Genomic DNA, 26,527 nt, shown 5'->3' with positions numbered 1-26,527 from the left:
TTATGCAAGGATGATCGAGCAGGCGAAGAGGATTGCGAGGGTCATATTACCATCGAAACCACCGAGATTTTCCCATCACTCCCTAACTTCCGATAATACAAGAGTATCGGAAGTTAGAAAGGTTCCCAATCTCGGGTCGAGATATTTTCCATTCCTAGTTTTTCCCCTTTTGGGGTATAGTTCATTGTGAACTTAGTAAATGTAGATATTTCAATTTTAACTAAGTATGAATTCATTTTCGTCTCAGTAAAAAGATCTTCATCATCAGAAAAGAACCCTATGATCATTAGATTATCTTTCCTTTATCTATAATAGAAACAGTAAGGATTCAACGCAGAATAATATCCGATTGGAACCAATTTATATAATCTACACCAAACGCCTTTTCTGTCCCTTTAAAGTCTCCCAAACATCTCTTTATATGAAAAAAAACGCTCCATAGCGTCTTGAAATCACTGTGGATACACCCTTCCCGCTCCTGACGATCCTCAGATGCCGATAAGTCTAGAGCGAATTCATTGAGGTCGCCCTAAACCCATACTGGGGTGGTCATCCTCATACCGAAGTGCATCCATTGTTACCTCAAGGCAGACATTTCAATCCTCTTACTGAGGTGTTTTGCATTGTTACGGCGGGGGGTTCTAACCCTTGCTACGCCTAGGTTTTCAGCCTCCATTTCCGAACGCCTCCGATGACAGGAGCATTTTCGAGTCAAAAAGCGGACATCACTCTACCGGATAAACGTCTAATCCCTTGCTCCCCAAGGGTTTCACCATTTGCGAACACCTTCCGGCTCTTTCCCGAAGCATGGGGTGTTCGGAAGAAATGACTCAGATGAGATCCCTTTCATGCTCACTCTTCTATATTTCCACGCTGACTTCCCAACCCCCTCTTTTTTAAGATCATTTTTCATCCCACGTTGTAAGGGCGGAGAAGTGTGACCCTTGAGGATCAGGTTCCCCTGCCGTCGGTCACACACTCTCTCCTTCCCTTTATATCTAATATGAGCTTTCAGATCGACCCATCGCTACTATCTCTTGTTACTTGCTTCTTGCAATTCCTTACTCCCTTTCTTCGCCGGGTGATGATCGGGGAGATGTGCTCTTCCTTTTCCAAACAGATTTTCGCGGAGGGTATTCCCTTCGTATTCCTGTCTATAGATCCCCCTCCGTTGCAGCTCCGGCACGACATGATCGACAAACTCTGCAAAGGTGCCAGGGGAGTGGGCCTGTGCGATATTAAATCCATCGACGTCCCCTTCGATCGCCCACTCTTCCAATTGATCGGCTAACTGTTCCGGAGTTCCGACGAACTTGACCGCTCCGTTCCCCAGTCCGTGGTTTTGTACGGCTTCCCGCACGGTCCATTTGCGATTGGGATCTCGGGCGTACAGATCCAGGTTCCCTTGAACGGCTTCCGTGTTCATCTCTTCAATATATTGGTCCGGGTCATAGGAAGACAGATCGATGTCCGTATGACCGGAAAGCAAGGAAAGGGTCCCTTCATAACTGACATATCCTTTCATTTCCTCAAACTTTGCATAAGCCTCCGCTTCCGTGGAACCGATGATCGGTAAAATCAGCGGAAAAATGAGGACCTCCTTTGGATCGCGACCTTGCTTTTGTACCCGCTTCCGAAGGTCTTGGGAGTACTTGCGCAAGGAATCCAAGGAATGATGTTTGGTAAATACCGCCTCCGCATGCTTCGCGGCAAAGTCCCTCCCTCTCGGTGACGCTCCGGCTTGGAATAGGACAGGGGTGCGCTGCGGCGAGGGGTTCACCAGGTGTGGACCGGGAACCTGAAAATATTTTCCGCGATGGTGGATCGGATGCACTTTGTCCGGGTTGATATAAGTGTCTTCCAGAACATCCTGCAGGATCGCATCCTCCTCCCAACTCTGTTCCCATAGTTTATAGACCACCTCTAGAAACTCCTCCGCCCGGTCATATCGCTCATCATGGGGAAGCCGTCCCGCAAGCCCCAGGTTGACCGCTTCACTCTCCAGATAAGAGGTTACGATATTCCAGGCTATCCGCCCCTCGGTCAAATGATCCAAAGTGGATAATTGCCTCGCTAGCATATAAGGCTGGGCATAGGTGGCCGAAATGGTGGGGGCAAATCCGAGATGTTCCGTCACGGCGGCCATGGCAGAGATGGGAAGCAACGGTTCATGCATCGGGAATTGTACCCCGCGCTGAACAGCTGGCTTATGGCTACGGTCGTAAACGCTGTAGGTTCCATAGACATCGGCGATGAACAGGGCATCAAACTTTCCCCGCTCCAAAATTTGGGCCATCTCTGTCCAATAGCTCAGGCTCCCATGCTGATGTCCCTGATCTGCTGGATGTTTCCACAGACCTGTGGAATGGGGGGCAACAGAATTCTGGGTAAAACCATTAAAATGAATCGTCTTTTTCATTTGGAGTCCCTCCAACCATTTATTTTTTTCGATTCTTGAACCTCTTGAACGAACCGGTACAATTCAGATTTCAGGCGGCACAGCGCTCCTGGATCCAGAATCGGGTTTCTTTCCTTTTCTCGATCTACCTGATGATCCAACAGATAAACCCCTTGTGAGTTTTTCGCTTTCATAGTGGCCAACAAGGGCTTTAACGCGTATTCGATCGTCAGTAGATGGGCCATGCTCCCTCCGGTCATGAGGGGAAAGGTGGGGGTATCTTTTAAAATATCCTGGGGCAATAAATCGAGCAAAGCCTTGAGCACTCCCGGATAAGAAGCCTTGTAGACCGGGGCGGCGATCATCAGCCCGCGAGCCTCTCGGATAGAGGTTGCCAGAGCTTCAATCTGCGGGCTGTCGAAGCGTGCGTAGACCAGATCCTCCGGCGCAAAGTTGCGAACCGAAATCCGCGTAGTGGATAACCCTTCTCTCTCCACTAGATAACATAGGAATCTAAGGACGCAGTCGGTTCTTGAATGTTCCGACGGGCTTCCCGATAGGGCTATAATTTCACTCATTCTACCTTCACCCCAGTATTTTTTAACCCGAGTTGCCTCAGGCAATTTACAAACTTTAAGTCAAGGAGTCGCGATAGGTTTCACGAGCAAACAGCGTGGCAATCAGACTGAGCACTCCCAGTACAGTCAGATAAATCGCAATGGGCCAACTCTCCCCATGAAATCCCGCCAATAGGGAGGAAGCAATGATCGGTGACAAACCGCCTGACAAGACGGCTCCGATCTGATAACCGATCGAGGCTCCGCTCAGTCGCACCTGGGTGCCGAATAGTTCGGAGTAGTAAACAGCCTGAGGACCGTAGATGGCATCGTGTAAGATATTCAATCCGAGCACCACGCCGATAGTGATCCAAAGGACGGAACCGGTGTCCACCAACCAAAAAAAGGGGAAGATGAACAACATGGATGCGATCACCCCAAATAGATATACCGGCTTGCGCCCGATCCGGTCAGATGCATAGGACCACAGGGGCAGAGTGATCAAGCCGACGACAGATGAGATCATGATCGCATTCAATCCGACAGAAGAATCCATCTGGAGTGTTTCCGCGAGATAGCTGAGCAAAAACACACTATAGATGTAGAATAATGCGTTCTGCAACAATTTCATGCCGATCGTCAATAACAACGGTTTTTTCTCCTCACGCCATACCGTCCGCACCGGATGAGTGTCCACCTGAGGCTGTTCCGCCCGCTGTTTTAAATACACTGGTGACTCACTCAGTTTCCAGCGGACATAGACTCCGATCAGAACGAGCACTGCGCTCAGCAGAAAGGGAAGTCGCCATCCCCAAGCCAGGAAAGCCTCCTCGGACAATTGGTTGGAGAAGAGAGAAAACACCAGTGTGGACAAGAGCAACCCCACCGGCACTCCCAACTGAGGAAAGCTCCCATAAAATCCGCGCTTCCCAGGTGGAGCATGTTCCACGGTCATTACCACGGCCGCCCCCCATTCCCCGCCGACTGCGAAACCCTGAATTAAACGGAGGAGACTGAGCAAAAGCGGAGCGCCGATGCCGATCGATTGGTGAGTGGGCAGCAGACCGATTAGAAAGGTGGCCGCCCCCATCACGAGGAGGGAGAGCATCAGAACGTTCCTCCGTCCCACCCGGTCCCCGAAATGCCCAAAAACGGCGCTTCCCAGCGGACGAGCAATAAATCCGACGGCATAAGTGGTAAAAGCTGCGATGGTACCGTACAGCGGATCAATAGTGGGAAAAAATAAGGCGGGGAAGATCAGAGCAGCGGAGGACCCGTACAGATAGAAGTCATACCACTCGATACTGGTTCCGATAAAACTGGCCCAGGCCACCTTGCGATACTCTTTGGATTGGATTTCATTTTCTGCTCTTGGCTCGGAAGCCTCTGTTTCAACGACTGTACTGCTCAACCGAATCCCTCCTCACATTCATAACTAAACGCATGTGTTTAGTATGTTTTATAGATAAAATGAACATCCTAGGTGCGAGAGTTGCCCGCATCCCACCTGATCGGAACTAAAAAACCTCTTCCTAAGGAAGAGGTTTAGTTGTAATTCCGCTCTTCCTTATCTTCCAGACCCTTGCAGGCCTGCTGGACTTGGCACCTTTTTATTCGGATCAAACGAATAAAGGTTGCCGCGGGATCATCGGACCAGATTCCTCCCCCGACTCGTGATAAGGATGTTCTGATATGAATTTGTGATTTAACCCTAAACGAAAACGACTGTTCTGTCAAGATAAATTATACTAAAAAGAAAAAAGGGGATTCAGGGCTGTTGATTAATCCTGGTCCCGATCGGTACATCGGAACGGGGGTGAACACGATCTCCCTATCCAAAACAACCCGCCTGGAGGATTCCATATGACTCATCTCTCTCCCCAGCGATTCGTCCTTTTGAACAACAGATAGAGAAAATAAGGCGCACCAATAATCGATACGATCACTCCCGCAGGGACCCCCTCCGGCCCGACCAAGTTTCTTCCGATGGTATCCGCCGTCAGCAATAGCCAGCCACCGAGCAACAGACAGATCGGCAAATACAATTGTGCCCGATGTCCGATAATGGCTTTGGCCAAATGAGGTGCCATCAGGCCTACGAAGGCGATGCCTCCGGTCACCGAGGTGGCTGCAGCCGCCAAGGCGACCGCCGCCAGCAAGAGAAGGAGGCGCTCTCGGTTCACCCGCAACCCTACTCCAATCCCCACCGGTTCATCCATGGAGAGGAGATTGAGCGGGTTCGATTTGACCCAGACAAAAGGGACCAAGATCAAGAGCCACGGCAAAATCGCCCACACAAAGGGCCAATCGACTCCCCAAACGGATCCAGCCAGCCATTTCGCGATAAAATCCACTTTTTCCTGTTCCGCTGAGGAGATGAGGATGGTCATCACCCCTGAGAGCGTGGTGGAAAATCCCACCCCAATCAGGATCAGGCGGATCGGTTGCAACCCAGTACGTTTTTCGTAAGCCAGCCCATAAATGATTAAAGACGTCACCAACGCCCCCACAAAAGCGATGAAGGGAATGGCATAGGCAAAGTTCCCCACCTCCAGCGGGGCAAATAAAAAGAAGACGGCGATGGCCACACCGGCACCTGAGTTAATGCCGATTATCCCCGGATCCGCCAGATCATTGCGAGCCACCGATTGTAAGACTCCGCCGGACAAGGCGAGAGCCATCCCGGCCAACAGGGTGATCAGCAGACGAGGCAGGCGAAGGGAAAAGAGGATGAACTCTTCTTTAAAACTCCCTTGACCGAACAAAGTGGGAATCAGACGATCATAAGATAGCGAAGCGGGTCCCCACCCCATGCTGATCCATGCTGTGAGTACAATCAGAGCAAACAGCATATAAATCCAATACTTTTGCTTGCGACGCGTGGAAGTTGGGATCACGAGAACGCCCGACCCCCTTTACGGACAATGACGAGAAAGAAGGGAAGTCCGATCATAGCGATGATCGCCACCACCGGAGTTTCATAGGGAGCCTGAAGCGTTCGTCCCAGTGTGTCCGCCAGTAACATAAAGGTAGCCCCGATGATAGCCGCAGAGGGAATGATCAGACGGTAATCCGCGCCCACGATGGCTCGTACCAAATGGGGAACCACCAGGCCTACAAAAACCAAGTTCCCAGCCAGTGATACAGAGGATCCTGCCAATAAAATGGTGACAACAAAGAGAATCCCTTTGATGTATTGCGTTTTTTGTCCCAAACCGACTGCCACCTCTTCATCCAGACTGAGAATGGTCAGCTGACGGGAATAGTAAATCGCGACAAGGATCCCGATGAAGATAACCGGCATCACCCATAAAATCTGAGTCCATGTAGTTCCGATCAGTCCACCAGCGGTCCACATGGAGACATCCTTGGAAATTTTAAAAACCAGGGAGACTCCTTCTGAAACTGCAACTAAAAATGTAGAAACCGCCGCCCCTGCCAAAACGAGACGAGAGGGGGAAGACCCCCCCTTTTGCAGGGAACCCAAACCAAAAACGACTGCCGAAGCCAACCCGGCTCCGATGAAGCAAGCGATCATGATTCCAAAATAGTCGAGGCCTGGAAAGCATGCCATGGCAATGGCCAAGGCGGCATTTGCGCCGGCTGTCAGACCCAGCAGTCCGGGATCCGCCAGCGGATTTCGTGAGATACCCTGCATAATTGCCCCCGATACGGCTAAAGCGGCACCTACCCCGATGGCAGCCACTTCTCGGGGAAAGCGGATCTCCCGCAAGATGTCCATTTTTTTTGTTTCAGAAGAAGTGAGCGCCAGCCATACATCCCAGATCGTCGTATCTGCAGCTCCCCACACCACCGCTCCAAAAAACATGAGAACAAACAGCAGGAGAAAACCACTAAGTAAAGCAGGGAAAGCCCATGTTCTTGATTTCATGAACCATTGTTCCCCCTTCAATCAGCGTTCAAGAAAAACAGAGGGGTACTTTTCCCTTGATTACTTATCTTCTCCACCTGCCTTCCCGAGAAACTTCTCTTTGAAGAATTTCAGCTGATAGTCCAGACTGAGTGGATCGTTGAACATAAACTCTTTGGTGTCCACCACGAACACCCGATCCTTCTTCACCGCTGGAATGTTTTTGAATGTCTTGGTTTTCATATACGAGCTATCATAGTCACTATTTTTGCTGATGACGAGATAGTCTCCGGCAAACTCCGGGAGAACTTCTGGAGACAACGCATGATAACCCGTCTTCAATGCTTTTTCCTTCACTTTTTTCGGCATGTTCAGTTCCATCTCTTGGTACAGGACTTCGGTGCCACGTCCCCAATCCTTACCAAAAACGGAGAGTTGTTTATCGAAGTTTTCGATGACAGAAACCGTCGCATCCTCACCGATCTGATCTTTGATTTCTTGACCGGTTTTTTTGGATCGTTTCTTGAAGTCTTCCACCCATGCAGTGGCTTCCTTTTCTTTATTGAGCACCTTACCGATTTCGATATGTTGGTCAAGATAGTTCAACTTATTATATGTGAAGATCACAGTGGGGGCGATCTCTTTCAACTTATCCTGGTTCTTGGTATTGGAGAGACCGATAATTAAATCCGGGTTGAGTTCCACGATTTTTTCCAGGTTTTCATCGGATACCTCAGCCACACCCTTCAGCCGGTCTTTCCAGAGAGGGTTCATCTTGGCATAGGGATCCACACCGACCAAGTTAGTATCCAAGGCCATGACGTTACCAGCAAAGGATGCGAGGACAACCACTCGCTTCGGATGCGCAGGGACCTCCACAGGGCCATTTTCAGACTGGTAGGTGATGGTTTTCTGTGACTCCTTCCCTTCTTCCGAACTTTTCTCTTGCGAGCTGCAAGCGCTGGTTAGCACCAGGACGGTCAACAACAGGGGAATGAACCATCTCTTCATGGGGTTGATCTTCTCCTTTGATCAAGTCGTAAGTGAGACAAATAGGGCGATCTGTGCGCGGATCCCGATCGATGACCGCGTCGATTCGGAAAACTTCACGTAGCACATCGGGGGTGATCACTTCTTCACAAGATCCTGCCTTGACAATCTGGCCTTGTTTCATCGCAATGATGTAGTCAGCAAAACGAGCTGCTTGATTCAGGTCATGAAGGACTGTGATAATGGTGCGGCCCTGCTCAAGGTTCAGTTTTTGCAGCAACTCCAACACTTCCAATTGATGAGCCAAATCGAGATAAGTTGTCGGCTCATCCAAGAAAATAAGTTCAGTCTCTTGTGCCAAAGCCATCGCTATCCAAACCCGTTGCCGTTGTCCCCCTGATAATGCCTCCACGGGGCGGTGTTTAAAATCCATCGTACCCGTCACTTCCAACGCCCAGTCGATCACTTCCAGGTCTTTTGGGGTCCATCGACCCCAACCTTTTTGATAAGGAAAACGACCATAGGAGACAAGCTCTGCCACGCTCAGCCCTTTGGCCCCTTCCGGAGATTGTGGCAAGATCGCCATCTTTTGCGCGATCGCTTTTGTATCTCCCCGTGCAATATCCCCACCGTCCAACAAAACCACTCCGGATTGCGGGGAGATAATTCGCGTCATCGCTTTTAACAGGGTAGATTTACCACAGCCGTTGGCACCGATGATCGTCGTTATTTTCCCATCAGGAATGGTCACGTTCAGGTCCTGAACAACCAGACGATCTCCATATCCGATGTCTAAGGCCTCGGTATATAGTCGATCCCCTTCCGTTCTCACCATTTCACCCCCACACATGATAATGATTCTCAGTATCGTAAACTATAGCAGGCAATTGCTGATGTTGTCAACTCATCCACAGGTCTTCCTCCCCATTCTTGCTTGGGTGATCATCCCAACCAGTGCTGATTCTATCGCAAAAATTCTCACCTGTCCGCACTTTGTTCGATCCCTTTGCAAAAAAGACAAAAAACCTGTATAGTCAATGGATAGATGAGAATGAGAATCAATAATGACTGGGGGATGGAAAGTGAAGCAGCCGGAGTTGTTCGATGTAACCATCATCGGCGGTGGACCTGCAGGATTGTATGCATCCTTTTACAGCGGATTACGCGAAATGAAAACTAAAATTATCGAATTTCAGCCACATCTAGGTGGGAAAGTTCACATCTATCCTGAGAAGATGATTTGGGATGTGGGGGCTTTAACGCCTGTGACCGGAGCCCGTTTGATCGAGCAAATGGTACAACAGGGTCTGACGTTCCATCCTACAGTCATTTTAAATGAGAAAGTGGAACAGATCTCCAAGGAGGAGACCGGTCACTTTGTTTTGGAGACGACCTCCGGGGAACGCCATCTTTCCAAAACCGTGATTGTGGCGACGGGAAGCGGAATCTTCAAACCTCAGAAGCTCCAGGTGAAAGGAGCCGAGAAATTCGAAGTGACCAACTTACATTATACCGTGACATCCATGCAACGGTTCAAAGATAAAACTGTCATCCTCTCTGGAGGAGGCAACACGGCCATCGACTGGGCCAACGAGTTGGAGTCCGTGGCGAAAAAAATCTATTTGGCCTATCGGAAAGAAGAGCTGAAAGGCCACGAATCCCAAGTCACTCAATTGATGAATAGCTCCATCGAATGCTTATTCCATACAGAGATTACGAATCTGATCGCAAACCCAAACCAGGATCGCATCGAGTCGGTTGAATTGACCGACCGTAAAAAAGGGACTGTGCACCATCTTCCAGTGGACGAAGTGATTATCAATCATGGTTATGAACAAGATATCAGTCTTCTGAATAACAGTGCACTACCCATCCAGATGGTGAATAACTTTTATATCAAAGGAAGTGTCAACAGCGCATCCTCCATACCGGGACTGTATGCCGCGGGAGATATTTTGCATCATGAAGGAAAGCTTCACTTGATTGCAGGGGCATTCCAGGACGCAGCCAACGCAGTGAACCAGGCTAAACTTTACCTGCAGCCAGATGCCCCCCAAACGGCAATGGTCTCCTCCCATCACGAAATCTTTCAATCACGAAATCGGGAACTAAAGCAACGGGTTTTGATAAAAAGATAAAATCTATGAAGGGTGAGCGGGACCGACCTCCTCAGAGAAATCGCCTCCGATGTTTTCAAATGCATCTTTGCATGAAAAAGCGGACATAGTGATGTAACTATGTCCGCTTTTTGTCGGAGGGTAGTATATTTACAAGTCGCTTTTGTTTAAGCTCTTGTCCTTCAACTGATCTTCTGTGCTGTTACCTTTTTCTTTGGTATACTCCACTTCACCAGAATCCCCTGCAATGTCATCCAAGGTATCTTTGGTAACTTGGTAATGATCGCCCGCCTTTGTCATGGTGAAGGTGATCTCTTTCTCCTCCCCCACTGTATCGATCGGATAGTTCCGGTCCCCGTAAATAATGGAGTAAAGTTTGAAATTAAGTAAGTTATTGATAGCTTTTACATCTTTGTTTTGGGAGTCCAGAATCATTTTAGAAGTATTTACATCACCGAAAATTTGGCTACGGGCCATTGTAATCGCGTTGGCTACAGATTTTAAAGCAATGGGATCGATTTTGGCAGTCACTTCAGCAGTGTCGTCTGTGACTTTCACTTTCTCAACAGAGTAGGTAATGTTCTGTAAGGATTTAATCGAAATACGGCTGTACTCTTTAATAATCTCTTCCGCTGTATAGGTGGAGCCATCCACCACCAAACGCCAATCATCCCCTGGATAATCCTTCATTTTTCTTTCAAATAAACTCTCTTCCAGGTAAGCCGTTGTATCAGCACCTGTCATACCTGTGACATCTTGGACGCCCCCTTTCTTACCCTCATACAAAAAGGCCAACAAGCTCTTGGCATCTGCCTTGGCAACTTCCTCCGGCGCTGTTTTTTCCTCTTTGGAAGCTTCTTTGGCATCCTCTATTTTACTAAGACATCCCACCAACGACAAACTGAGCAACATCATACAGACCAAAACGATGATTCCTCTTTTTTTCAAGCTAAGTCACTCCTATGTAAAAATGATCTTTCTATATATTTTAACATATAAACTACATCAACTAGTATAAAAAGTGTGCGCGAAAAATATGATATTGTTTTAAGTTATACGTATTCAAAAGGGATGTGATTTGTCTATGCAATACTGTAGACATCAGAATTTCCTATTTCCCTTTCCCATGATATGAATCAGGCCTGTAGTAATGACAAATCCCCCCTTGCGATCGCCTTCAGCAAAGGGGGGATGTAATCCGTCGTACTATTCGTAGCGGAGGCATTCGATCGGGTTCATGCGGGAAGCTTTATTGGCGGGCAATAAGCCGAAGATGACACCGAACAGGGCGGAAAACAAAACCGCGCCCAAGGTCACCCATGGGGAAATCACCGCCGGTAAAGGAGACAGCAACGCGATCAGGCCGATCACCCCATAACCCAGCAAGATTCCGATCAGGCCCCCGAGAATGGACAGTGTGACCGACTCGATTAAAAATTGGGTGAGTATTTGATTCCGTGTCGCTCCCAAGGACATGCGGATTCCAATTTCCCGAGTACGTTCCGTCACGGATACCAACATGATGTTCATTACACCGATTCCACCGACCAGTAGGGAGATGCCACCGATGCTGCCGATCACCATGGTCATGATACTGGCCACTTGGTTAATCCCTTTGACCAGTTGATCCAGGTTCATCACTTCATAATCCCCTTGAGTCTGATGGTTGCGCTCCAGTACCTGGATGGCGGAATCCCCCACTTCTTTGATCCGTTCCGCACTTTCTGCCTGCAGGGTTAATTGGTTGATCTGGCTTTTACCCAAAACTCCCCGCCAGGTCTGATAAGGTAAATAGATGATCGCTTGGTCAAAAGATCCCATCATCCCCTCGGGCTCTTCCAATACACCGATCACCTGAATCGGCTGAGTTCCGATCCGGATAATTCCCCCTACCGGATCTTCATTGGGAAAGAGATCCTTTTTTAGTTTGTGACTGATCACGGCACCGGAATTTCCACTGAGAAAATCAGCGGTCTGGAAAGAACGGCCTCGGTCCACCTGTTGACCGTCCATTTCCATAAAGGCATGGTTGTTCACCCCGAACACCATCGCCCCTTCGCTCTCCTTTTTCCGATACCGAACATCCATCATCTCGTAACTGGAAGCAGCCACCTGTTTCACGCCGGGGAGTCCTTCCAGATCCCGAACATCCCGTTCGGTGAAGAAACCGGGAGGCACTTGTCCATTGTTGTTGATCAGGGCTTCATCATTGGGCATCACATTTACGGTGTTGCCAGCACCGGCGAAAGCTTGGGTCAGCTCCTCCGTCCCCCCCTGACCGATGGCCACAATGATCAAGACGGAGGCCACTCCAATCACGATCCCCAGCATGGTTAAGATCGCTCTCATCTTGTGGGATCGGATGGAATCCAATGCCATCTTGAGATTCTCAAGCAGTTTCACCGGATCTCCTCCTTCCCTCTTCTCTGGATGGAGTCCCCGATGATGCGGCCGTCACGGATCACGACTTGCCTTTGTGCCCTCTCGGCCACTTCCGGATCATGAGTGATTACGACCACCGTCCGTCCTTCCCGGTGCAGTTCGTCAAACAAATCTAACACCCGGGCTCCTGAGACGGTATCCAATGCACCGGTGGGTTCATCCGCCAATAACAGATGGGGTTCATTCACCAGGGCACGAGCAATCGCCACCCGCTGTTGTTGTCCTCCGGACAGCTCGGAGGGTCGGTGGTGCCTCCGGTCACCCAAGCCTACTTTGGTCAGCGCCTCCTCGGCCCGTCTCTCCCGTTCCGTCTTGGTGGTTCCCGCATAGATCAAGGGCAGTGCCACATTTTGCTGGGCACTCATCCGGGGTAACAGATGAAAATGCTGAAACACAAACCCGATCCATTGATTTCGGATCTGGGCGAGGACGGTTTCATCCGCTTGGCTGACCTGTTTTCCGTTCAAGTCGTAACTTCCCGCCGTCGGCTGGTCCAAACAGCCGATCAGATTCATCAGGGTCGACTTTCCAGAACCGGAGGGTCCCATGATGGAGACATACTCTCCCTCTTCGATCGTCAGCGAGATATCCTTTAAGACGGGAACGTCCACTTCTCCTGTTTGATAGGTTTTTTCAATTCCCTCCAGCCGAATCATGGGGCTGTCACTTCCACTCCGGTTTTTAGATCTTGCGGGGGATCGATGATAACCTCATCTTTCCCAGTTAAACCAGACCGGATTTCCACCCGTTTTCCATCGGAGATCCCCGGGTCTACCTCTGTCCAGACCGCTCGGTTATTGTCCACCACAAAGACTCCGTCTTTGTCATTCTTTCGAACCCACGCCGTCTGGGGAACGGTCTTCACCTTTTGTTCATCGGTCCGGATGGATGCCATCAGCCGGGAACCCAGTTTCAGAGGGATTTTCTTATCCAAACCGATTTCCACTTCATATTTGATCTGATCCGACTCTTTTCCGGTCCCCTCCGCCCCAGAGTGTTTGGGCAATTGAGCGACACGGCTGACTTTTCCAGTCCATTCCCTGCTGGGATCCGCATCCCATTTCAAGGTGACCCGTTGTCCTTTTTTCACTTTCAAGGCATCGTATTCTGTTACATCCGCCTGAACCACCAATCGCTTCAAATCGGCGATCACCACCGCCGGTTGACTCTCGTCACCGGTGGCTCCCGGTGGATTCACCTGAATCACGGTCCCCCGCAGACCACTTTTTACTCGTTGGGAAGGGTTTTTATATCGCAAAATCCCTTCCCCTTTGTTCACTTTGTCCCCCTCATCCACCGGAATCTTGTCAAACTCCCCCATTTCCGGCCGGTAATAGATGGACTGCATCTCCTTCGGCATCAAACTGCCGGATGTGGTCACCTCTTCATGGATTGCGGTTTCCTTCATTTTTTCCGTTGTGACTTCCACACTTTGTGCCTGATTTTTAAGGATGGCGGCACCCACCACCAGTCCGATCAGGAGAACAACCCCCAAGCCGATTCCAATTTTTTTAGTCATTTTCTTCCCCCATCCAGATACGTTTATGGTGTCATGGAGTTGGCCATATCCCCCACGGCGGTAATCCCGGCCATGAGGAAGAGAGACACAGCAAAAATAATTAGGGCGATGGTCCAACCTTTCCCTTTAGATAAGCGACCGACGATGGACAGACCGCTCGCAATTAAGATCAGTTCCCAAATAGCGAAAATTTCAATCCCGACTAACAGACCTTTGAGATAACCCTCTGCAGGAACAAAGGCGGCCAAACTGGTGGGAATCGTTTCCGGATCCGTCCCACCACCACCTGTCGCCCACAGATAAACCATGTAGACCAAGGTGCCGAGGAGCGGCAGAAAATAGACATGCGTATTCAGAGAAAAGAATGGAACAAACTGCGCAACAAAAGACTGATCGGGATTCCGACCAAACTTCCAATCATCATGCCTCCGACTGTAATAGCAGTAACAGCTTCAGGCGGCAGTCCGGCCTCCTCCACCCCCGCCTTTTCCAAATAGACGGGATTCTCTGCCAGGGCTAGACCAGTAAGTGTAGTAATGATCACACTGAGTACGATCACGATGGTCAGCGCCATGCCAAATCGGGGTTTATTCCGTATTCGTTCAAACTGTTCAGTCGGCGAAAACAACACTCCAAACAGGGAAGGCTTCTTTACCTCCTGTGCAGAGGTCTGCAAATCGGACAAGGGAATAACCTCCTTTTGGTCATTCCTTCGTACTTCCATCCTTCTCGCTTTATTCCATATCATTCATAAGCATCTTAACACACAATCTTTGCCACCGACTCAAAAAAGTTTTGCAAAAGTCAGGCGTGTTGATTAGCCATATTTTAGGCAGGAAATAAGGTCGGGATGGTGGGGCTTTGATTGGCCTTTGCGCTCTTTGCAAGAGATCGTAGCCGTCCCACCATCCCGACCCCTCAAGCTATATTTTACAATGGGGGCAATGGACAGAGAGAAAGGTCAATTTCGTTTCCTCCACTCATTTCCTGGTTAAATCAACAGCCCTGTGTAAAACTGTATCCAGTGTGATGTCGGCATTCTTCCTGAAAAAATCTAAAATATAGGATAGGACAGGCCTGTTGATTAGCCATATTTTAGGTGGGGAGATCGTGTTCACCCACGCGACCGTTGCCATCCGGCAAGGAAGTAATGACTGGCCGCTCCAAATCTGACCATCAGGCAGGGGCAAAGCCTTACGGAAGAAACACAGGGAAGATATTGCCCTTAAACGCCCTCTCGTAAGACTTCTCCGCTGGGTAGGATGGCAACCTTGCTATCGAGATTGTAGTGCCTGTGGTGCTACCTTCATCTAGAGCTTCAGCTCCTTTAGATTGTAGTGCCTGTGGCGCATCCTTAAAATTTCAAATTGTAGTACCTATGGTGCAAAGGTCGCTTTGGCAGCACACGACTCCCTTCCGCCGACCATTTTCTGGTTAATCAACAGCCCTGAGGACTGGACCGTGATCCGTTGTAAGAAGGGGAAATGAAAATGCGCCAGAGATCGATTCAACAGAAAAACAAACACAAACCGGGTCTAAAGCGTGTCACCTTCAATTTAAAAATGAAGTTGATTGTAGCCATCAGTGTTTTGATCGTCGGGATATTCATTATCTTTTCCCTGTTTTTGCACCATTTTGTTTCCGGAATGATCGAAGATCAGGTAGGGAAAAGGGCGCTGGGTCTTGCCCAGACCGTTGCTGACATGCCAGAGTTGCAAAAGGCTTTTGAGCGAGAGGATCCTGCAGAGACCATACAAGAACTGGTGGAACCCATTCGCAAAGAGACCGGCGCGCAGTTTATCGTAGTAGGTAATGAAAATGGAATTCGATATTCCCATCCTTATACCGACCGCATCGGTAAAAAGATGGTAGGAGGAGACAATGACCCAGCACTCCAAAAAGGAAAATCCTATGTGACTAAAAATGTGGGATCCCTGGGATTATCCATCCGTGGCAAAACCCCTGTGCTGGATGCAGACGGGCATCCCATCGGTGTGGTTTCTGTCGGATTTTTAAATGAACATGTCCGCGGGATTGTTACCAATCAAAGCAGGTTAATCTGGATAACCATGGTCTTGATTATCTGCCTGGGCATTTTGGGCGCAATCCTGATCGCCCATTTTCTAAAAAAGCTCCTTTCCAATATGGAACCCGAAGAAATCTCTTATTTGCTACATCAAAAAGAAGCGATTTTACGATCGACACAGGAAGGGATCATCTCGATCGATGCTGCTGGAAACATCACGATGATCAATCATGCAGCACAGGATATCCTGAAGAGCCTCCTGGATAACCCCAAATCCGCTATAGGTCAGCCTATCCGGAAAGTACTCCCTCATACGCAGCTGTTTACAGAAAATAAAAACATGAGCAACCGGGAAATGATCGTTGGCGATCACATTGTGTTCGTCAGCCAAGTACCGATCTTAGACGGTGATGAAGTGATCGGGGGCGTGGCTACCCTGCGCAAAAAACAGGATATGGAAGCTATCACTAATGAATTGAACCAAATCAAGCAGTATGCCCATGCCCAACGGGCCCAGACCCATGAATTTTCCAATAAATTATCTATCATGCTGGGACTTTTACAATTGGGTCAATATGAAGAAGCTATTTCTTTTATCAAGCAGGAGCAAGACCTCCAGCACGAATGGACCGAGTTCCTATTGAAAAACGTCCGCGATCCTCTTCTATCCGGGCTACTGCAATCGAAAATGAATGAAGCAAACGAACTAAATATACACATGACGATCCAGCCGGAAAGTCAATTGCAAACGGTATGGTCCGGAAAAAAACAGCAGGCACTTCTGACCGGGGTGGGCAATCTGTTGGATAACGCTATGGAAGCGCTCAAACAGCAGCCCCAGGAGGCTGAAAAAAGGGTGGAAATCTTTTTTACGGACATAGGTGAGGATGTATTGGTAGAAGTGAGTGACAAGGGTCCCGGCATCGAAGAAGAAAGCCTGCCATTTATTTTTCAGCAAGGATTCTCCACCAAGCTAGGGGAACATCGCGGAACCGGCTTAGCTTTGGTACAGTATCTGATACATGAAGTAGGGGGCGAGATCACCGTGGAGCAGAGTGATGGGGGCGGAGCCTGTTTTGTGATGACGATTCCAAAAGAAGGAGAATAAAGATGGCATATCCTGTAACAGTGATGGTGATCGAAGATGATTTTCGCATATCGGCCATTCATCGGCAGTTTGTAGAAGATTTAGATGGATATACGGTGATCCAGGAAGCCCGGACTGCGAAAGACGCGAAGGCGTTTTTGCAGTCCGGCGGTCCATTGCCGGATCTGATTTTGCTGGATATTTATATCCCAGATGTAGAAGGGCTGGATTTATTCCACTATCTACGTCGGCAGTACCCCACCATCAGTTTGATTGCGGTAACGGCGGCTACAGAATCCGACACGGTACAAAACGCGTGGGTCGGCGGAGTGTTTGATTATATTATCAAACCCGTCGATGCCCGCCGACTGAAGCGATCCCTTTTATCTTTCCAAGAAAAACAGGCTTTCCTCGCAGGCAGAAAAAAAGTTCACCAGAAAGAGATTGACTACTTGATCGGCACATCATTCGAAGAGGAAGAGCGCCCCCCTGCAACAAAAAAGAGAGACTTGCCTAAAGGAATCGACCCGATTACATTGCATGAAGTCATCGGATTAGTACGTCAAACAAAAGAAGGAATCACAGCGGTGGAATTAAGTAAGCAAACCGGGATGGGGCATACCACCGCACGTAGATACTTGGAATATTTGGTATCTACCCGGATGCTCCGGCCAAGCTTAAAGTACGGAACCGTCGGCAGGCCGGAACGACAATATTTGATCCGTGGCACTTATGAACAAAATGAAAGGAATGGGGATTAAATTCATTATGGAGAGAATGTTTATCCTCATCCCCTCCATATGATATATTTCCCTATATTCCAAAAGAACGAACTGATTAGGTTTCTTCCATTTGGAAGCGCATTCATCGTCGCGCAAGGGAGGAAAAAAGATGTTAAGTATCATCGGATTTATTACGATTCTGATTATTGTTGGCTTGTTGTTGAGCGGTCGGCTCACACCAATGATTCCATTGGTCCTGATTCCGATCATCGGGGCCCTTGCGGCAGGATTCGGGTTTGAGCAGATTGGTGACTTTTTCGATGAAGGTATTGGAGACGTCATCAGTGTCGTGGTCATGTTTATCTTTGCGATTTTGTATTTCGGTTTGATGCAAGATGTCGGATTATTTGATCCCTTGATTAACAAGATGGTAGCCTGGTCGAGGGGAAATGTCATTACAGTCAGTGTTGCCAGTGTTTTAATTGCCGCAGTCGCACACTTGGACGGCTCCGGCGCCTCCACATTTCTGATTACAATTCCCGCCTTGCTCCCCCTGTACCAGCGCTTGCGGATGAATCCATATCTGCTGTTGCTGCTCGTCGGCGGAAGCGCCAGTGTGATGAATATGTTGCCATGGGCTGGCCCCCTGGGCAGAACGGCATCGGTGTTGAAAATAGATGTAACGGAATTATGGCACCCCCTCATCCCGATCCAAATCATTGGCCTGGTGTTGATGCTTATCCTGGCTATTTTCCTGGGATTCAGGGAAAAGAAGCGCATTGAACAAAAATACGGTGTGGTCGATGCCCAAGCGGCTGTAGACGAAGTGCTTGAAAAAACGAAGGACAAGACCAGCGAAAGAAATCAGCTGGCTCGCCCCAAGATGTTGTGGTTCAACGTGATTCTCACGGTTGCGGTCATTGGTGTGCTGGTTTGGGGCATCATTCCCGCCGGTTTCGCCTTTATGATTGGCTTATGTATTGCTCTGCCGCTGAACTATCCCCAAATCAAAGATCAGACCGCCAGAATCAAAGCCCATGCCCCTAATGCACTTACGATGGCTTCGATCATTTTGGCTGCGGGTTCTTTTTTGGGTATTTTGTCTGGTACAGGCATGCTGAATGGAATCGCTGAAAATACGGTCAAAATCATGCCGGAGTTTGTAGGTCCTTATTTGCATGTCGTACTCGGTGTACTGGGGATGCCATTTGATCTGCTCTTGAGTACAGATGCATATTATTTCGCGTTGCTTCCTGTGGCAGACCAGATCGGCAGCGGCTTTGGCATCAGTTCTTTATCTATGGCCTATGCCATGATTGTGGGGAATATTGTCGGTACCTTCGTCAGTCCCTTCTCCCCTGCACTCTGGATGGCACTCGGCCTGGCGAATCTGGAAATGGGCAAGCATATTCGTTACAGCATATTCTGGCTCTGGGGAATCAGTCTGATTCTACTGGTTGTTGCTGTCCTGATCGGCGTGATTCATATATAAATACAACAATACTGGAAGGCACCCTTTTTACGGTGGAAAAGGGTGCCTTTTTACTCTGCTCTACCTCTTAGGGATCAGTCTGCTTCGGGTTTACCCAGAAATTTTTCTTTGAAGACTTCCAGCTGGTAATCCAGTGAGAGGGGGTCATTGAAATAGAATTCCTTTGCATTTACCACGAAGGCACGCCCTTTTTTCACCGCTGGAATATTTTGATAGGTATTGGTTTTCATAAACGAACTATCCACCTCATCATTCTTGCTGATGATGAGGTAGTCTCCGGCAAACTGAGGAAGCACTTCTGAAGACAACGCATGATATCCGGATTTCAATGCTTTTTCCTTTACTGCCTTCGGTAAGTTCAGCCCCATCTCCTGGTAAAGGATTTCTGTACCCCGTCCCCAATTGGTACCGAAAACGTAGAGCTGCTTATCGAAGTTTTCGATGACAGAAACCGTCACATCCTCACCGATCTCCCCTTGGATCTCTTGGCCTGCTTTTCGGGCCCGCTCCTTGAAATCTTTCACCCAAGCAGTCGCTTCTTTTTCTTTATTGAGCAATTTTCCGATTTCGATATGTTGCTGCAGATAGTCCACTTTCCCATATGTAAATGTTACCGTGGGAGCGATCTTTTCTAACTTCGCCAAGTTCTTGGTGTTTGAGAGACCGATAATCAAGTCCGGGTTGAGCTCGATGATCTTTTCAATATTTTCATCAGAAACTTCAGATACCCCTTTCAACTGTTTTTTCCAGCGTGGATTCATTTTGGACCATGAATCGACACCGACCAAATGGACATCCAGCGCCATGACGTTACCGGCGAACGACGAGAGAACCACGACTCGTTTCGGGTCAGCGGGTACCTCGACGGGACCCTTTTCCGATTGATAGATGATCGTTTTTTGGGATTCCTTGTCTTCTGCACTCTTCCCTTGGGGACTGCAAGCGCTGAACATCACCAAGGAGGTTATCAATATGGGAATGAGCCATTTCTTCATTCGGGTAATCTTCTCCTTTACTTAAGTTTGGATGTGTGTCGATCGGGGGGTTATAAAGACCCTGATCACAATGAGGAGGTCAAAACCTTCCTCCCCTCATCATCATAGCATTCAGTGATAACGATTATCAATATCGCCATTACGATTACAAGGAATCGGTGATCCTGCCAGCTGACCTATCTGATCTGTCATCCGCCATGCCCCAGATCGACAATGAATCAGGATACTTCTTTGAATGAGAGACCGGTAGGGAAGAAGAACTAAGTCGAATGTGAAACCCGGTCCAATAGATAATGAACGAGGGGAACGTACAGCCACTCCTAGCGGAATTTTTTACTGCATTTTATCATGCGTGTTGATTAGCCATATTTTAGGTGGGGAGATTGTGTTCACCCACGCGACCGTTGCCATCCGGCAAGGAAGTGAAAACTGGCCGCTCCAAATCTGACCGTCGGGCAGGGGCAAAGCCTTACGGAAGCAACACAGGGAAGATGTTGCCCCTAAACGCCCTCTCGTAAGACTTCTCCGCTGGGTAGGATGGCAACCTTGCTATCGAGATTGTAGTGCCCGTGGTGCTACCTTAATTTAGAGCTTCAGCTCCTTTGGATTGTAGTGCCTGTGGCGCATCCTTAATTTCAAATTGTAGTGCCCATGGCGCTACCTTAATCCAGAGCTTCAGCTCCTTTGGCTTGTAGTGCCCATGGTACAAAGGTCGCTTTGCACCCACAGGGCACAAGTCTCGCCAGAGTCGCTTCCGCTCCCAGGTCTCGCTTTGGCAGCACACGACTCCCTTTCGCCACCTATTTTCTGGTTAATCAACAGCCCTGACATTTTATAACCATTTGCGAGGATGTCACTTTTAATAGTAAGATTTACGGTACAATGAGGTGAAGGTCTGCGAACTGGAAACTTCTAAAAGGCCGACCTCGTTACTGATGGTGAAGAAAAGGGGGTTTTTCCACTTGAATGTGAAAAAATGGAGCTTGTTTGCACTGATCGGCATCTTCTTGTTTGCCACCGCGCTTCCCCAGACCGTATCCGCCGACGCAGTGGCTGGAGACTCCGTAGTCACACTGGGGGCCGACTTGACCCAGGAGCAACGCCAGTCCATCCTCCAGGAGATGAAGGCCGACTCCGGTGTGGAGACCATTGATGTCAGCATCGATGACATCCGCAAATACCTCCAAGGCGGAACCGGTGGATCCGGAAATAGCGGTGGCGGAGACAACAACGCTTACTCTTCCGCCAAGATCACCTTGGCGGAAAAAGGAACCGGGATTCGGGTGAAAGCGAACAACGTCACCCGCGTCAGTGAGCAAATGTATGCCAACGCTCTGCTTACCGCCGGTGTGACTGACGCCGAAGTCTATGTCACTTCACCGAAACCTGTCACTGGAACCGCTGCTCTCACCGGGATCATGATGGCCTTTGAGAAAGTGTCCAACACCGAAATCAGCCAAGAACAGCGGGAAGTAGCTAACGAAGAGATGAATCGCACCTCCGAGCTGGGCGAAAAAATCGGAGACAAGGATAAAGCCGCCCAATTCATGACTGAGGTTAAAGAGAATATCGCTGATAAAAAGCCGCAAAGCAAGGAAGAAGTTCGTGACATCGTCGTCAATGTTGCCGGTGATTTGAATATCAACCTGAACAATCAAGATATCACCAATATCACCAACGTCATGTATAACTTCTCCCAACTGGACATTGATTGGAAGTCTTTTGGAGATCAACTCGACAAACTGAAAGGACAGCTGGAAGGTTTGGTCAACTCCGAGGAAGCCCAAGGCTGGTTTGATCAATTCACGGCTTGGCTGAGTGATTTATTCAGCAGCCTCGCCGATTCCTTCTCCAGCAAATAAATGACAAAACCCCGCAGAGCCCTTGCTTTGCGGGGTTTTTTTAAGGATGTCTGGTCATTTAAGAGACGGTCCCCTCGGGTTTGAAGAGCAAGAGTTGTTCCGAAAACGTGGTAAAACATCGGAGCGGGATGGGATTGAAGTGATATCCCGTCCTGACCAGCCCAGCTCCAGAAATGGAGCCCGATTTTGGGCGTGTCTGGTTATTCAGTTGGATGCGAAGGAACAAGGAGGCCTGCGTGACCTATCCAATGCTCCTGATCACTGGATCCATTTGAAAAGCCAAGTGACCAGCATCAGGAGAGTGCCCAAGGACAGATGGGTCCACCCGGTGATTTGGGCCGCTTTTTGTTCTCGGTTCATCTCGGCCATCTCATACATCCTTGAGTCAAATCGAAGAATCAAGAGCCCGGTGATCCACAACAGACCGATCAGATAGGGGATAAAACCGATATTGGACAACCCCAGCACAGGCTTCCACCTCCTCACTTGGCCTCGGACCCGATTCGCCGGAGCTTCGCCCGCACTTGGATGTCCACAGGCAGCTTCCTGAACCATCTCTCCCATCCCTTCCTATGGGGTTCGACATTCCGTCTCCAAAAATCGGGATACTCACTTCTCACATATTCGCCGAAGGCGAAGATATCCGAACCTTTCTGCTGCGTTTCATGAATGAGATCCTGAACCTTCATCTGAAGATCCCGGGCGATGATCCTTTCCAACTTCCTTATGGTCTCCTGGTCGAAATTCCCCCGGGGATCCCGGATTTTTTCATGAAGATTCCCCTCCACCTGGATTTTAACTCTGATGCGAGGTTTCCCATTTCTGATGAAAGTCTGGATCTCAGTCCTCCGGCTTGTCCCTTGGTAAGCAACCCAGCCCCGCTTTCCAGGAAGGGGAAAAAGAGTTGAATAACCGGCATTTTCCACCCCGATCACTTCCATAAACAGAGGGATTTGAAAGGGTTCTGTCTTTCCCACCATCCGATTTCCCCGGAAATAAGCCAGCCCCGAGGTAAAGACATCTTCCTGCTTCCGGGATTCCACCATCGGCACATAGCCCTCCTGCCCCGGAGCAGATACCGACCGCCAGAAAATCCCCAGATTGGCCCGGGGGAGCTTTCCATAGAGAACGCCGTGGTCGACCATATCATACAGATAGAGCGCCGGCACCCGCTCCAACTGAGGGGAAATTTTCATCAAACGGCCAGGATCCTCTTTGGTTACCAACATCCAGGCTGTCCGTCTCACTTCCGGTTGTCTGCGCAGAGTTTCATTGATATCTTGTAAGCCTCTTCGGGCCAGCTTCTCAGAAATCACAATCACACGTAAATGGCCGAAAAACAATTGATCCGCCACCTGTTGTTGCATATTGGCAAAGGCATCGTCCAGGGAATAGGCCTCGGTGGTAAGTACCCAGACCGGTTTGGTCTCTCCGGCTCCCCCTTGCCCTCCTCCATCTGAGGGTCCCAGGGGAAGCCTGCCAGGCACTGCGATCTGCATCGTCACCCGGATTTTTCCTCCCCGAGGTTCCTGTCCCCTCTCATGGGTGACCTCCTCATCCTGGAACTGCTCATCGTCTTTCACTGGATCGATCGCCATCGCCAGCACTACAGCCCGATCCTCCACTTCAATCCGATCCCAACACCCTGTCAACAGAGACGAGCACAAGACGCAGAGCATCAACCTTGCGATATTAGGTGGAAGATGCTGTTTTTTCAGCATCTCGCTTCCCTCCTTTGCTCCGTAACCCATGGAACAACAACAGAAGGAGAGGATATCCGAAAGCGAGGATCAGTCCTGTTCTCCCCACCCAGCGAATCACGGCTCCCACTTGCAACACATTCTGAGGAATCATCGCCACACCATAGACAATAGGCAGAGCAAACAGAGAAAGGGGCCGGTGATCTCGCAAATGCAACAGATGAGCCAACCCGTGCACCGTCAGATAGTACCCGGAAAAAAGGGAGGTAAACACGGCGAACACCCAGACCACCAATAACAAAGCATCCAGCCGTTCCAGAAACTCTCCCGGAAAAACGACGGATTTACTGAATTCCAGCGTCGGCCACAGGATCATGCGAGCTTCGGCTTCCCCGAAAAAAGCCAACACCACAGTAACCACGATCAGATACAACCCGCCTGTGATCGCCACTGACCACCAGACTGATTTCTTCGCCAAACGAGGTTTTCGCATCGCCGGCATCACTACAGTGAGGATCAACCCCACCTGAAACAGACCGAACACCCCCAACATACCACCGAGGATCCCCGAGAGATCCCCGTTCCAAAAAGGTTGTATATAGTAAAACTGACTATCCTTTAAAGCAGAAAACAGAATCAACGGCAACGGGGTCAAGATCAAGGGCAGATAAAAAAGTTGGATGTATGCAAAGGTGTTCAGATCGTTGCGGGTGGGAACCGCCGCCAAGACCAACATCACCAACACAGTGACTTCCACGGGGGTTCGCTTCAGGATGTAGGTGACCACCACCTCCCCAAACTCCCGTGCCGCCAAGGCGGTTAATGTCGCAAACAGCAGCAGGAGGCACAGATTGAAAAAACGGGCTGGCCATGAACCGATGAGGCTTTCACTGTAGCGAAACACCGACCGACGGGGATAGCGCTCCCCTAACGCTACCCATGTCAACAATCCGGCCAGACCCAACAGTGAACCTAGGATCACGGCCAGTGGGGCCGAGGTTCCCGCTGCTTGGATCACAGACTGGGGCAGGTGAAAAACCTCCACTCCGATCATGGCGTTGATCAGAATCGCCGTCAGCTGGGGTACGGTAATCTCCCGACTAGATTCCATCCTGGGGTTCCCGCCTCTCGTTCCCCACTTTTATGGGGTCCAGTGTATTACTCCTTGCTTTTTTCAGCCTTCGAATCATGCCCACCCGCTGACGATGCAGAGGGTGGAGAAAAGCGGGACGTTTGCTCAACATCCAGAAGGGAGCCCGGATCAGAGTGTCCAACCAACCCCGCTTGTTTTCCGGGGAGATCGGAGTCAGGTAGGGAACTCCGAAAGAACGAAGGGACAGCATGTGGTTGGCAATCATCACAGCCCCCACCATCACCCCGTACAATCCAAAAATCCCGGACAGGATGAGAATGGGAAAACGGAGCATGCGAAAGGCGATGGAGATGTTATAGGCAGGAGCCGCGAAGGAGCCGATCGTGGTCAGAGCGACGATCACCACGGTGATCGGGCTGGCAAAACCGGCAGCCACCGCCGCTTGCCCCACCACCAGAATCCCAATAATGGAAAAGGCACTACCCATCTGCTGTGGCAGACGGATACTCGCTTCTCGCAGAATCTCCATGGAGATCTCCACAAACAATACTTCTGCGATCGCCGGAAAGGGTACTCCCGCCCGGCCCCCCGCTACAGCCACGGCAAAATCAGTGGGAATCAGCTCTGGGTGAAAAGAGACCAAAGAGACATAGATCGCCGGGAAAAATAATGATGAGAGAATGGCCAGCAACCGGATCAGACGGATCAAACTCCCGATCAAGAATCGCTCCGAGTAGTCATCCAGCGTCTGATAAAACTGGGCGAACACCACTGGAACCATCAGGACAAAGGGAGAACCCTCCACCAGGATGATCACCCGTCCCTCCAACAGTTGAGACACCGCGACATCAGGTCGTTCGGTGTTAGCCACCTGAGGGAAAGGAGATAAATGGTGATCCTCAATAAACTGCTCCAGGTATCCTGATTCCAACACTCCATCGATCTCAATCGCCTGCAACCGATCCTCCACTTCCCGGACTAGAGCCGGTTGTACCACATCCTGCAGATAACAGTAAGCCACCTTGGACCGGGTCTGGGTGCCAATGGTGAGTCTTTTCACCGTGAAGTTAGGGTTGGGCAAGCGGTAGCGAAGGAGGGACAGATTGGCATCCAACTGCTCGATAAACCCTTCTCGGGAACCCCGCAACACCCGTTCCGATTGCGGTTCACTAACCGAGCGTTTTTCCACATTTCGAGTTTCCAGCAGGATCCCACTGGGAAAACCATCTACCCAAACCGCGGTGCTTCCCTTCAGAATCTCATCCACCACATCCGACAATTGATCCGCGATTTGATATTTACCAAAGTGGAGTACCTCTCCCAGCACATCCTCCTCTGTGAGCCGAACTTCTTCATTCTCAGCGGGAACCCGCATCAAAGGCTTCAATATATCCCGATGGACCCGATCCGGTTCGACCAAAGTGGAAAAATAGATCAATGCCGCCTCCCGCTGCCCAAACAAGGAAAAACGACGGATGACCAGATCGTCGTTTTCCCCCAGAAGATCACTCACCTGTCGTAGAACCTCTTCCAGTCTGGAGTCAAGAGAAGACTCCTCAGGAACCGCCCTTTCCCCCTGAAGATCCGAAGACGGATTACCAGAACCCTTGAACCACCGCTTCCACCAAGACATCCCCCCACCCCCCTGTCCCCTGT

The 26,527-nt window shown here is 49.6% G+C and carries 23 protein-coding genes and 1 riboswitch; of the genes, 5 read left to right on the top strand and 18 right to left on the bottom strand.

Annotated features, from left to right (window positions below; genetic code table 11):
- Positions 1–1,030 precede the first annotated feature (1,030 nt).
- The 7 genes from JOD24_RS00795 to JOD24_RS00765 all read right to left on the bottom strand — a co-directional run bounded on the left by JOD24_RS00795 (position 1,031) and on the right by JOD24_RS00765 (position 8,648).
- Positions 1,031–2,419, bottom strand: a complete 1,389-nt coding sequence (locus JOD24_RS00795; protein ID WP_429246118.1) for an LLM class flavin-dependent oxidoreductase — start codon at positions 2,417–2,419, stop codon at positions 1,031–1,033.
- Positions 2,416–2,976 (bottom strand): NADPH-dependent FMN reductase, encoded by a 561-nt coding sequence (gene ssuE, locus JOD24_RS00790; RefSeq protein ID WP_380133555.1) that lies wholly within the window; start codon positions 2,974–2,976, stop codon positions 2,416–2,418. The genes JOD24_RS00795 and ssuE overlap by 4 nt, the downstream gene beginning before the upstream one ends.
- Before the next feature lie 55 nt (positions 2,977–3,031).
- Positions 3,032–4,366: an MFS transporter gene (locus JOD24_RS00785; protein WP_380162205.1), complete on the bottom strand. Its 1,335-nt coding sequence runs from the start codon at positions 4,364–4,366 to the stop codon at positions 3,032–3,034.
- A 153-nt stretch (positions 4,367–4,519) separates the two neighbouring features.
- Positions 4,520–4,638, bottom strand: a riboswitch (SAM riboswitch).
- Positions 4,639–4,823: 185 nt separating this feature from the next.
- Entirely contained in the window at positions 4,824–5,852 is a 1,029-nt protein-coding gene (locus JOD24_RS00780; RefSeq protein WP_380162203.1) for a FecCD family ABC transporter permease, read from the bottom strand.
- Positions 5,849–6,847 (bottom strand): FecCD family ABC transporter permease, encoded by a 999-nt coding sequence (locus JOD24_RS00775; RefSeq protein WP_380162202.1) that lies wholly within the window; start codon positions 6,845–6,847, stop codon positions 5,849–5,851. Before JOD24_RS00775 ends, JOD24_RS00780 begins: the two co-directional genes overlap by 4 nt.
- 60 nt (positions 6,848–6,907) lie before the next feature.
- Positions 6,908–7,798 (bottom strand): iron-hydroxamate ABC transporter substrate-binding protein, encoded by an 891-nt coding sequence (locus JOD24_RS00770; RefSeq protein ID WP_380162632.1) that lies wholly within the window; start codon positions 7,796–7,798, stop codon positions 6,908–6,910.
- Entirely contained in the window at positions 7,716–8,648 is a 933-nt protein-coding gene (locus tag JOD24_RS00765) for an ABC transporter ATP-binding protein (protein ID WP_380162199.1), read from the bottom strand. The genes JOD24_RS00770 and JOD24_RS00765 overlap by 83 nt, the downstream gene beginning before the upstream one ends.
- Before the next feature lie 250 nt (positions 8,649–8,898).
- Between JOD24_RS00765 and JOD24_RS00760 the strand changes: the two genes are divergently transcribed.
- On the top strand, positions 8,899–9,954 hold the full coding sequence (locus tag JOD24_RS00760) for an NAD(P)/FAD-dependent oxidoreductase (RefSeq protein ID WP_380162630.1): 1,056 nt from the start codon (positions 8,899–8,901) through the stop codon (positions 9,952–9,954).
- A 129-nt stretch (positions 9,955–10,083) separates the two neighbouring features.
- Here the strand turns inward: JOD24_RS00760 and JOD24_RS00755 are convergent, their stop codons facing one another.
- The 6 genes from JOD24_RS00755 to JOD24_RS00730 form a co-directional block, all read right to left on the bottom strand.
- Positions 10,084–10,881, bottom strand: coding sequence for a hypothetical protein (locus JOD24_RS00755; RefSeq protein ID WP_429246117.1), 798 nt, complete (start codon positions 10,879–10,881; stop codon positions 10,084–10,086).
- 258 nt (positions 10,882–11,139) lie between these two features.
- The gene (locus tag JOD24_RS00750; RefSeq protein ID WP_429246116.1) at positions 11,140–12,336 is read right to left on the bottom strand and encodes an ABC transporter permease; all 1,197 of its coding nucleotides are present in this window, start codon (positions 12,334–12,336) and stop codon (positions 11,140–11,142) included.
- Positions 12,333–13,031: an ABC transporter ATP-binding protein gene (locus JOD24_RS00745; RefSeq protein WP_429246115.1), complete on the bottom strand. Its 699-nt coding sequence runs from the start codon at positions 13,029–13,031 to the stop codon at positions 12,333–12,335. The genes JOD24_RS00750 and JOD24_RS00745 overlap by 4 nt, the downstream gene beginning before the upstream one ends.
- The gene (locus JOD24_RS00740; protein ID WP_429246114.1) at positions 13,028–13,894 is read right to left on the bottom strand and encodes an efflux RND transporter periplasmic adaptor subunit; all 867 of its coding nucleotides are present in this window, start codon (positions 13,892–13,894) and stop codon (positions 13,028–13,030) included. Before JOD24_RS00740 ends, JOD24_RS00745 begins: the two co-directional genes overlap by 4 nt.
- 23 nt (positions 13,895–13,917) lie before the next feature.
- Positions 13,918–14,202, bottom strand: a complete 285-nt coding sequence (locus tag JOD24_RS00735; RefSeq protein WP_380162189.1) for a hypothetical protein — start codon at positions 14,200–14,202, stop codon at positions 13,918–13,920.
- 44 nt (positions 14,203–14,246) lie between these two features.
- Positions 14,247–14,579, bottom strand: coding sequence for a YIP1 family protein (locus JOD24_RS00730; protein WP_380162187.1), 333 nt, complete (start codon positions 14,577–14,579; stop codon positions 14,247–14,249).
- A gap of 805 nt (positions 14,580–15,384) precedes the next feature.
- On the opposite strand from JOD24_RS00730, the gene JOD24_RS00725 reads away from it, so the two are divergent.
- The 3 genes from JOD24_RS00725 (at position 15,385) to JOD24_RS00715 (ending at position 19,221) form a co-directional block, all read left to right on the top strand.
- On the top strand, positions 15,385–17,028 hold the full coding sequence (locus JOD24_RS00725; RefSeq protein WP_380162185.1) for an ATP-binding protein: 1,644 nt from the start codon (positions 15,385–15,387) through the stop codon (positions 17,026–17,028).
- Positions 17,029–17,030: 2 nt separating this feature from the next.
- A complete protein-coding gene (locus tag JOD24_RS00720; protein ID WP_380162183.1) occupies positions 17,031–17,768 on the top strand; it encodes a response regulator in 738 nt (245 codons plus the stop codon).
- A 130-nt stretch (positions 17,769–17,898) separates the two neighbouring features.
- Entirely contained in the window at positions 17,899–19,221 is a 1,323-nt protein-coding gene (locus JOD24_RS00715; RefSeq protein ID WP_380162181.1) for a CitMHS family transporter, read from the top strand.
- 74 nt (positions 19,222–19,295) lie between these two features.
- Here JOD24_RS00715 and JOD24_RS00710 read toward each other — a convergent pair whose 3' ends face one another.
- The gene (locus tag JOD24_RS00710) at positions 19,296–20,216 is read right to left on the bottom strand and encodes an iron-hydroxamate ABC transporter substrate-binding protein (RefSeq protein ID WP_380162179.1); all 921 of its coding nucleotides are present in this window, start codon (positions 20,214–20,216) and stop codon (positions 19,296–19,298) included.
- Positions 20,217–21,184: 968 nt separating this feature from the next.
- Here JOD24_RS00710 and JOD24_RS00705 point away from each other — a divergent pair.
- On the top strand, positions 21,185–22,078 hold the full coding sequence (locus JOD24_RS00705; RefSeq protein WP_380162628.1) for a DUF1002 domain-containing protein: 894 nt from the start codon (positions 21,185–21,187) through the stop codon (positions 22,076–22,078).
- Positions 22,079–22,336: 258 nt separating this feature from the next.
- On the opposite strand, the gene JOD24_RS00700 is transcribed toward JOD24_RS00705, so the two are convergent.
- From JOD24_RS00700 to JOD24_RS00685, 4 genes are read right to left on the bottom strand one after another with little or no spacing between them, the layout of a single operon-like run.
- Entirely contained in the window at positions 22,337–22,546 is a 210-nt protein-coding gene (locus JOD24_RS00700; protein WP_429246113.1) for a CLC_0170 family protein, read from the bottom strand.
- Between the two features lie 14 nt (positions 22,547–22,560).
- Positions 22,561–23,799 (bottom strand): Ger(x)C family spore germination protein, encoded by a 1,239-nt coding sequence (locus tag JOD24_RS00695; protein ID WP_380162173.1) that lies wholly within the window; start codon positions 23,797–23,799, stop codon positions 22,561–22,563.
- Positions 23,771–24,889 carry a GerAB/ArcD/ProY family transporter gene (locus JOD24_RS00690; RefSeq protein WP_429246112.1) on the bottom strand — a complete coding sequence of 373 codons (1,119 nt, stop codon included), beginning with the start codon at positions 24,887–24,889 and terminating at the stop codon, positions 23,771–23,773. Before JOD24_RS00690 ends, JOD24_RS00695 begins: the two co-directional genes overlap by 29 nt.
- A complete protein-coding gene (locus JOD24_RS00685) occupies positions 24,879–26,504 on the bottom strand; it encodes a spore germination protein (RefSeq protein WP_380162169.1) in 1,626 nt (541 codons plus the stop codon). Before JOD24_RS00685 ends, JOD24_RS00690 begins: the two co-directional genes overlap by 11 nt.
- Positions 26,505–26,527: the final 23 nt, after the last annotated feature.

It is taken from the genome of Kroppenstedtia sanguinis, from assembly GCF_050433445.1.
GTDB classification, from domain to species: Bacteria; Bacillota; Bacilli; order Thermoactinomycetales; family DSM-45169; genus Kroppenstedtia; species Kroppenstedtia sanguinis.
This window is presented reverse-complemented; position numbering and strand designations above follow the sequence as displayed.

Bases quoted from the DNA above. Each gene is read 5' to 3' on its own strand.
- JOD24_RS00740 (WP_429246114.1), bottom strand. From the start codon at position 13,894: ATGACTAAAAAAATTGGAATCGGCTTGGGGGTTGTTCTCCTGATCGGA.
- JOD24_RS00745 (WP_429246115.1), bottom strand. From the start codon at position 13,031: ATGATTCGGCTGGAGGGAATTGAAAAAACCTATCAAACAGGAGAAGTG.
- JOD24_RS00710 (WP_380162179.1), bottom strand. From the start codon at position 20,216: ATGAAGAAATGGCTCATTCCCATATTGATAACCTCCTTGGTGATGTTC.
- JOD24_RS00715 (WP_380162181.1), top strand. From the start codon at position 17,899: ATGTTAAGTATCATCGGATTTATTACGATTCTGATTATTGTTGGCTTG.
- JOD24_RS00720 (WP_380162183.1), top strand. From the start codon at position 17,031: ATGGCATATCCTGTAACAGTGATGGTGATCGAAGATGATTTTCGCATA.
- JOD24_RS00795 (WP_429246118.1), bottom strand. From the start codon at position 2,419: ATGAAAAAGACGATTCATTTTAATGGTTTTACCCAGAATTCTGTTGCC.
- JOD24_RS00695 (WP_380162173.1), bottom strand. From the start codon at position 23,799: ATGCTGAAAAAACAGCATCTTCCACCTAATATCGCAAGGTTGATGCTC.
- JOD24_RS00735 (WP_380162189.1), bottom strand. From the start codon at position 14,202: ATGGTTTATCTGTGGGCGACAGGTGGTGGTGGGACGGATCCGGAAACG.
- JOD24_RS00725 (WP_380162185.1), top strand. From the start codon at position 15,385: ATGCGCCAGAGATCGATTCAACAGAAAAACAAACACAAACCGGGTCTA.
- ssuE (WP_380133555.1), bottom strand. From the start codon at position 2,976: ATGAGTGAAATTATAGCCCTATCGGGAAGCCCGTCGGAACATTCAAGA.
- JOD24_RS00690 (WP_429246112.1), bottom strand. From the start codon at position 24,889: ATGGAATCTAGTCGGGAGATTACCGTACCCCAGCTGACGGCGATTCTG.
- JOD24_RS00775 (WP_380162202.1), bottom strand. From the start codon at position 6,847: ATGAAATCAAGAACATGGGCTTTCCCTGCTTTACTTAGTGGTTTTCTC.
- JOD24_RS00685 (WP_380162169.1), bottom strand. From the start codon at position 26,504: ATGTCTTGGTGGAAGCGGTGGTTCAAGGGTTCTGGTAATCCGTCTTCG.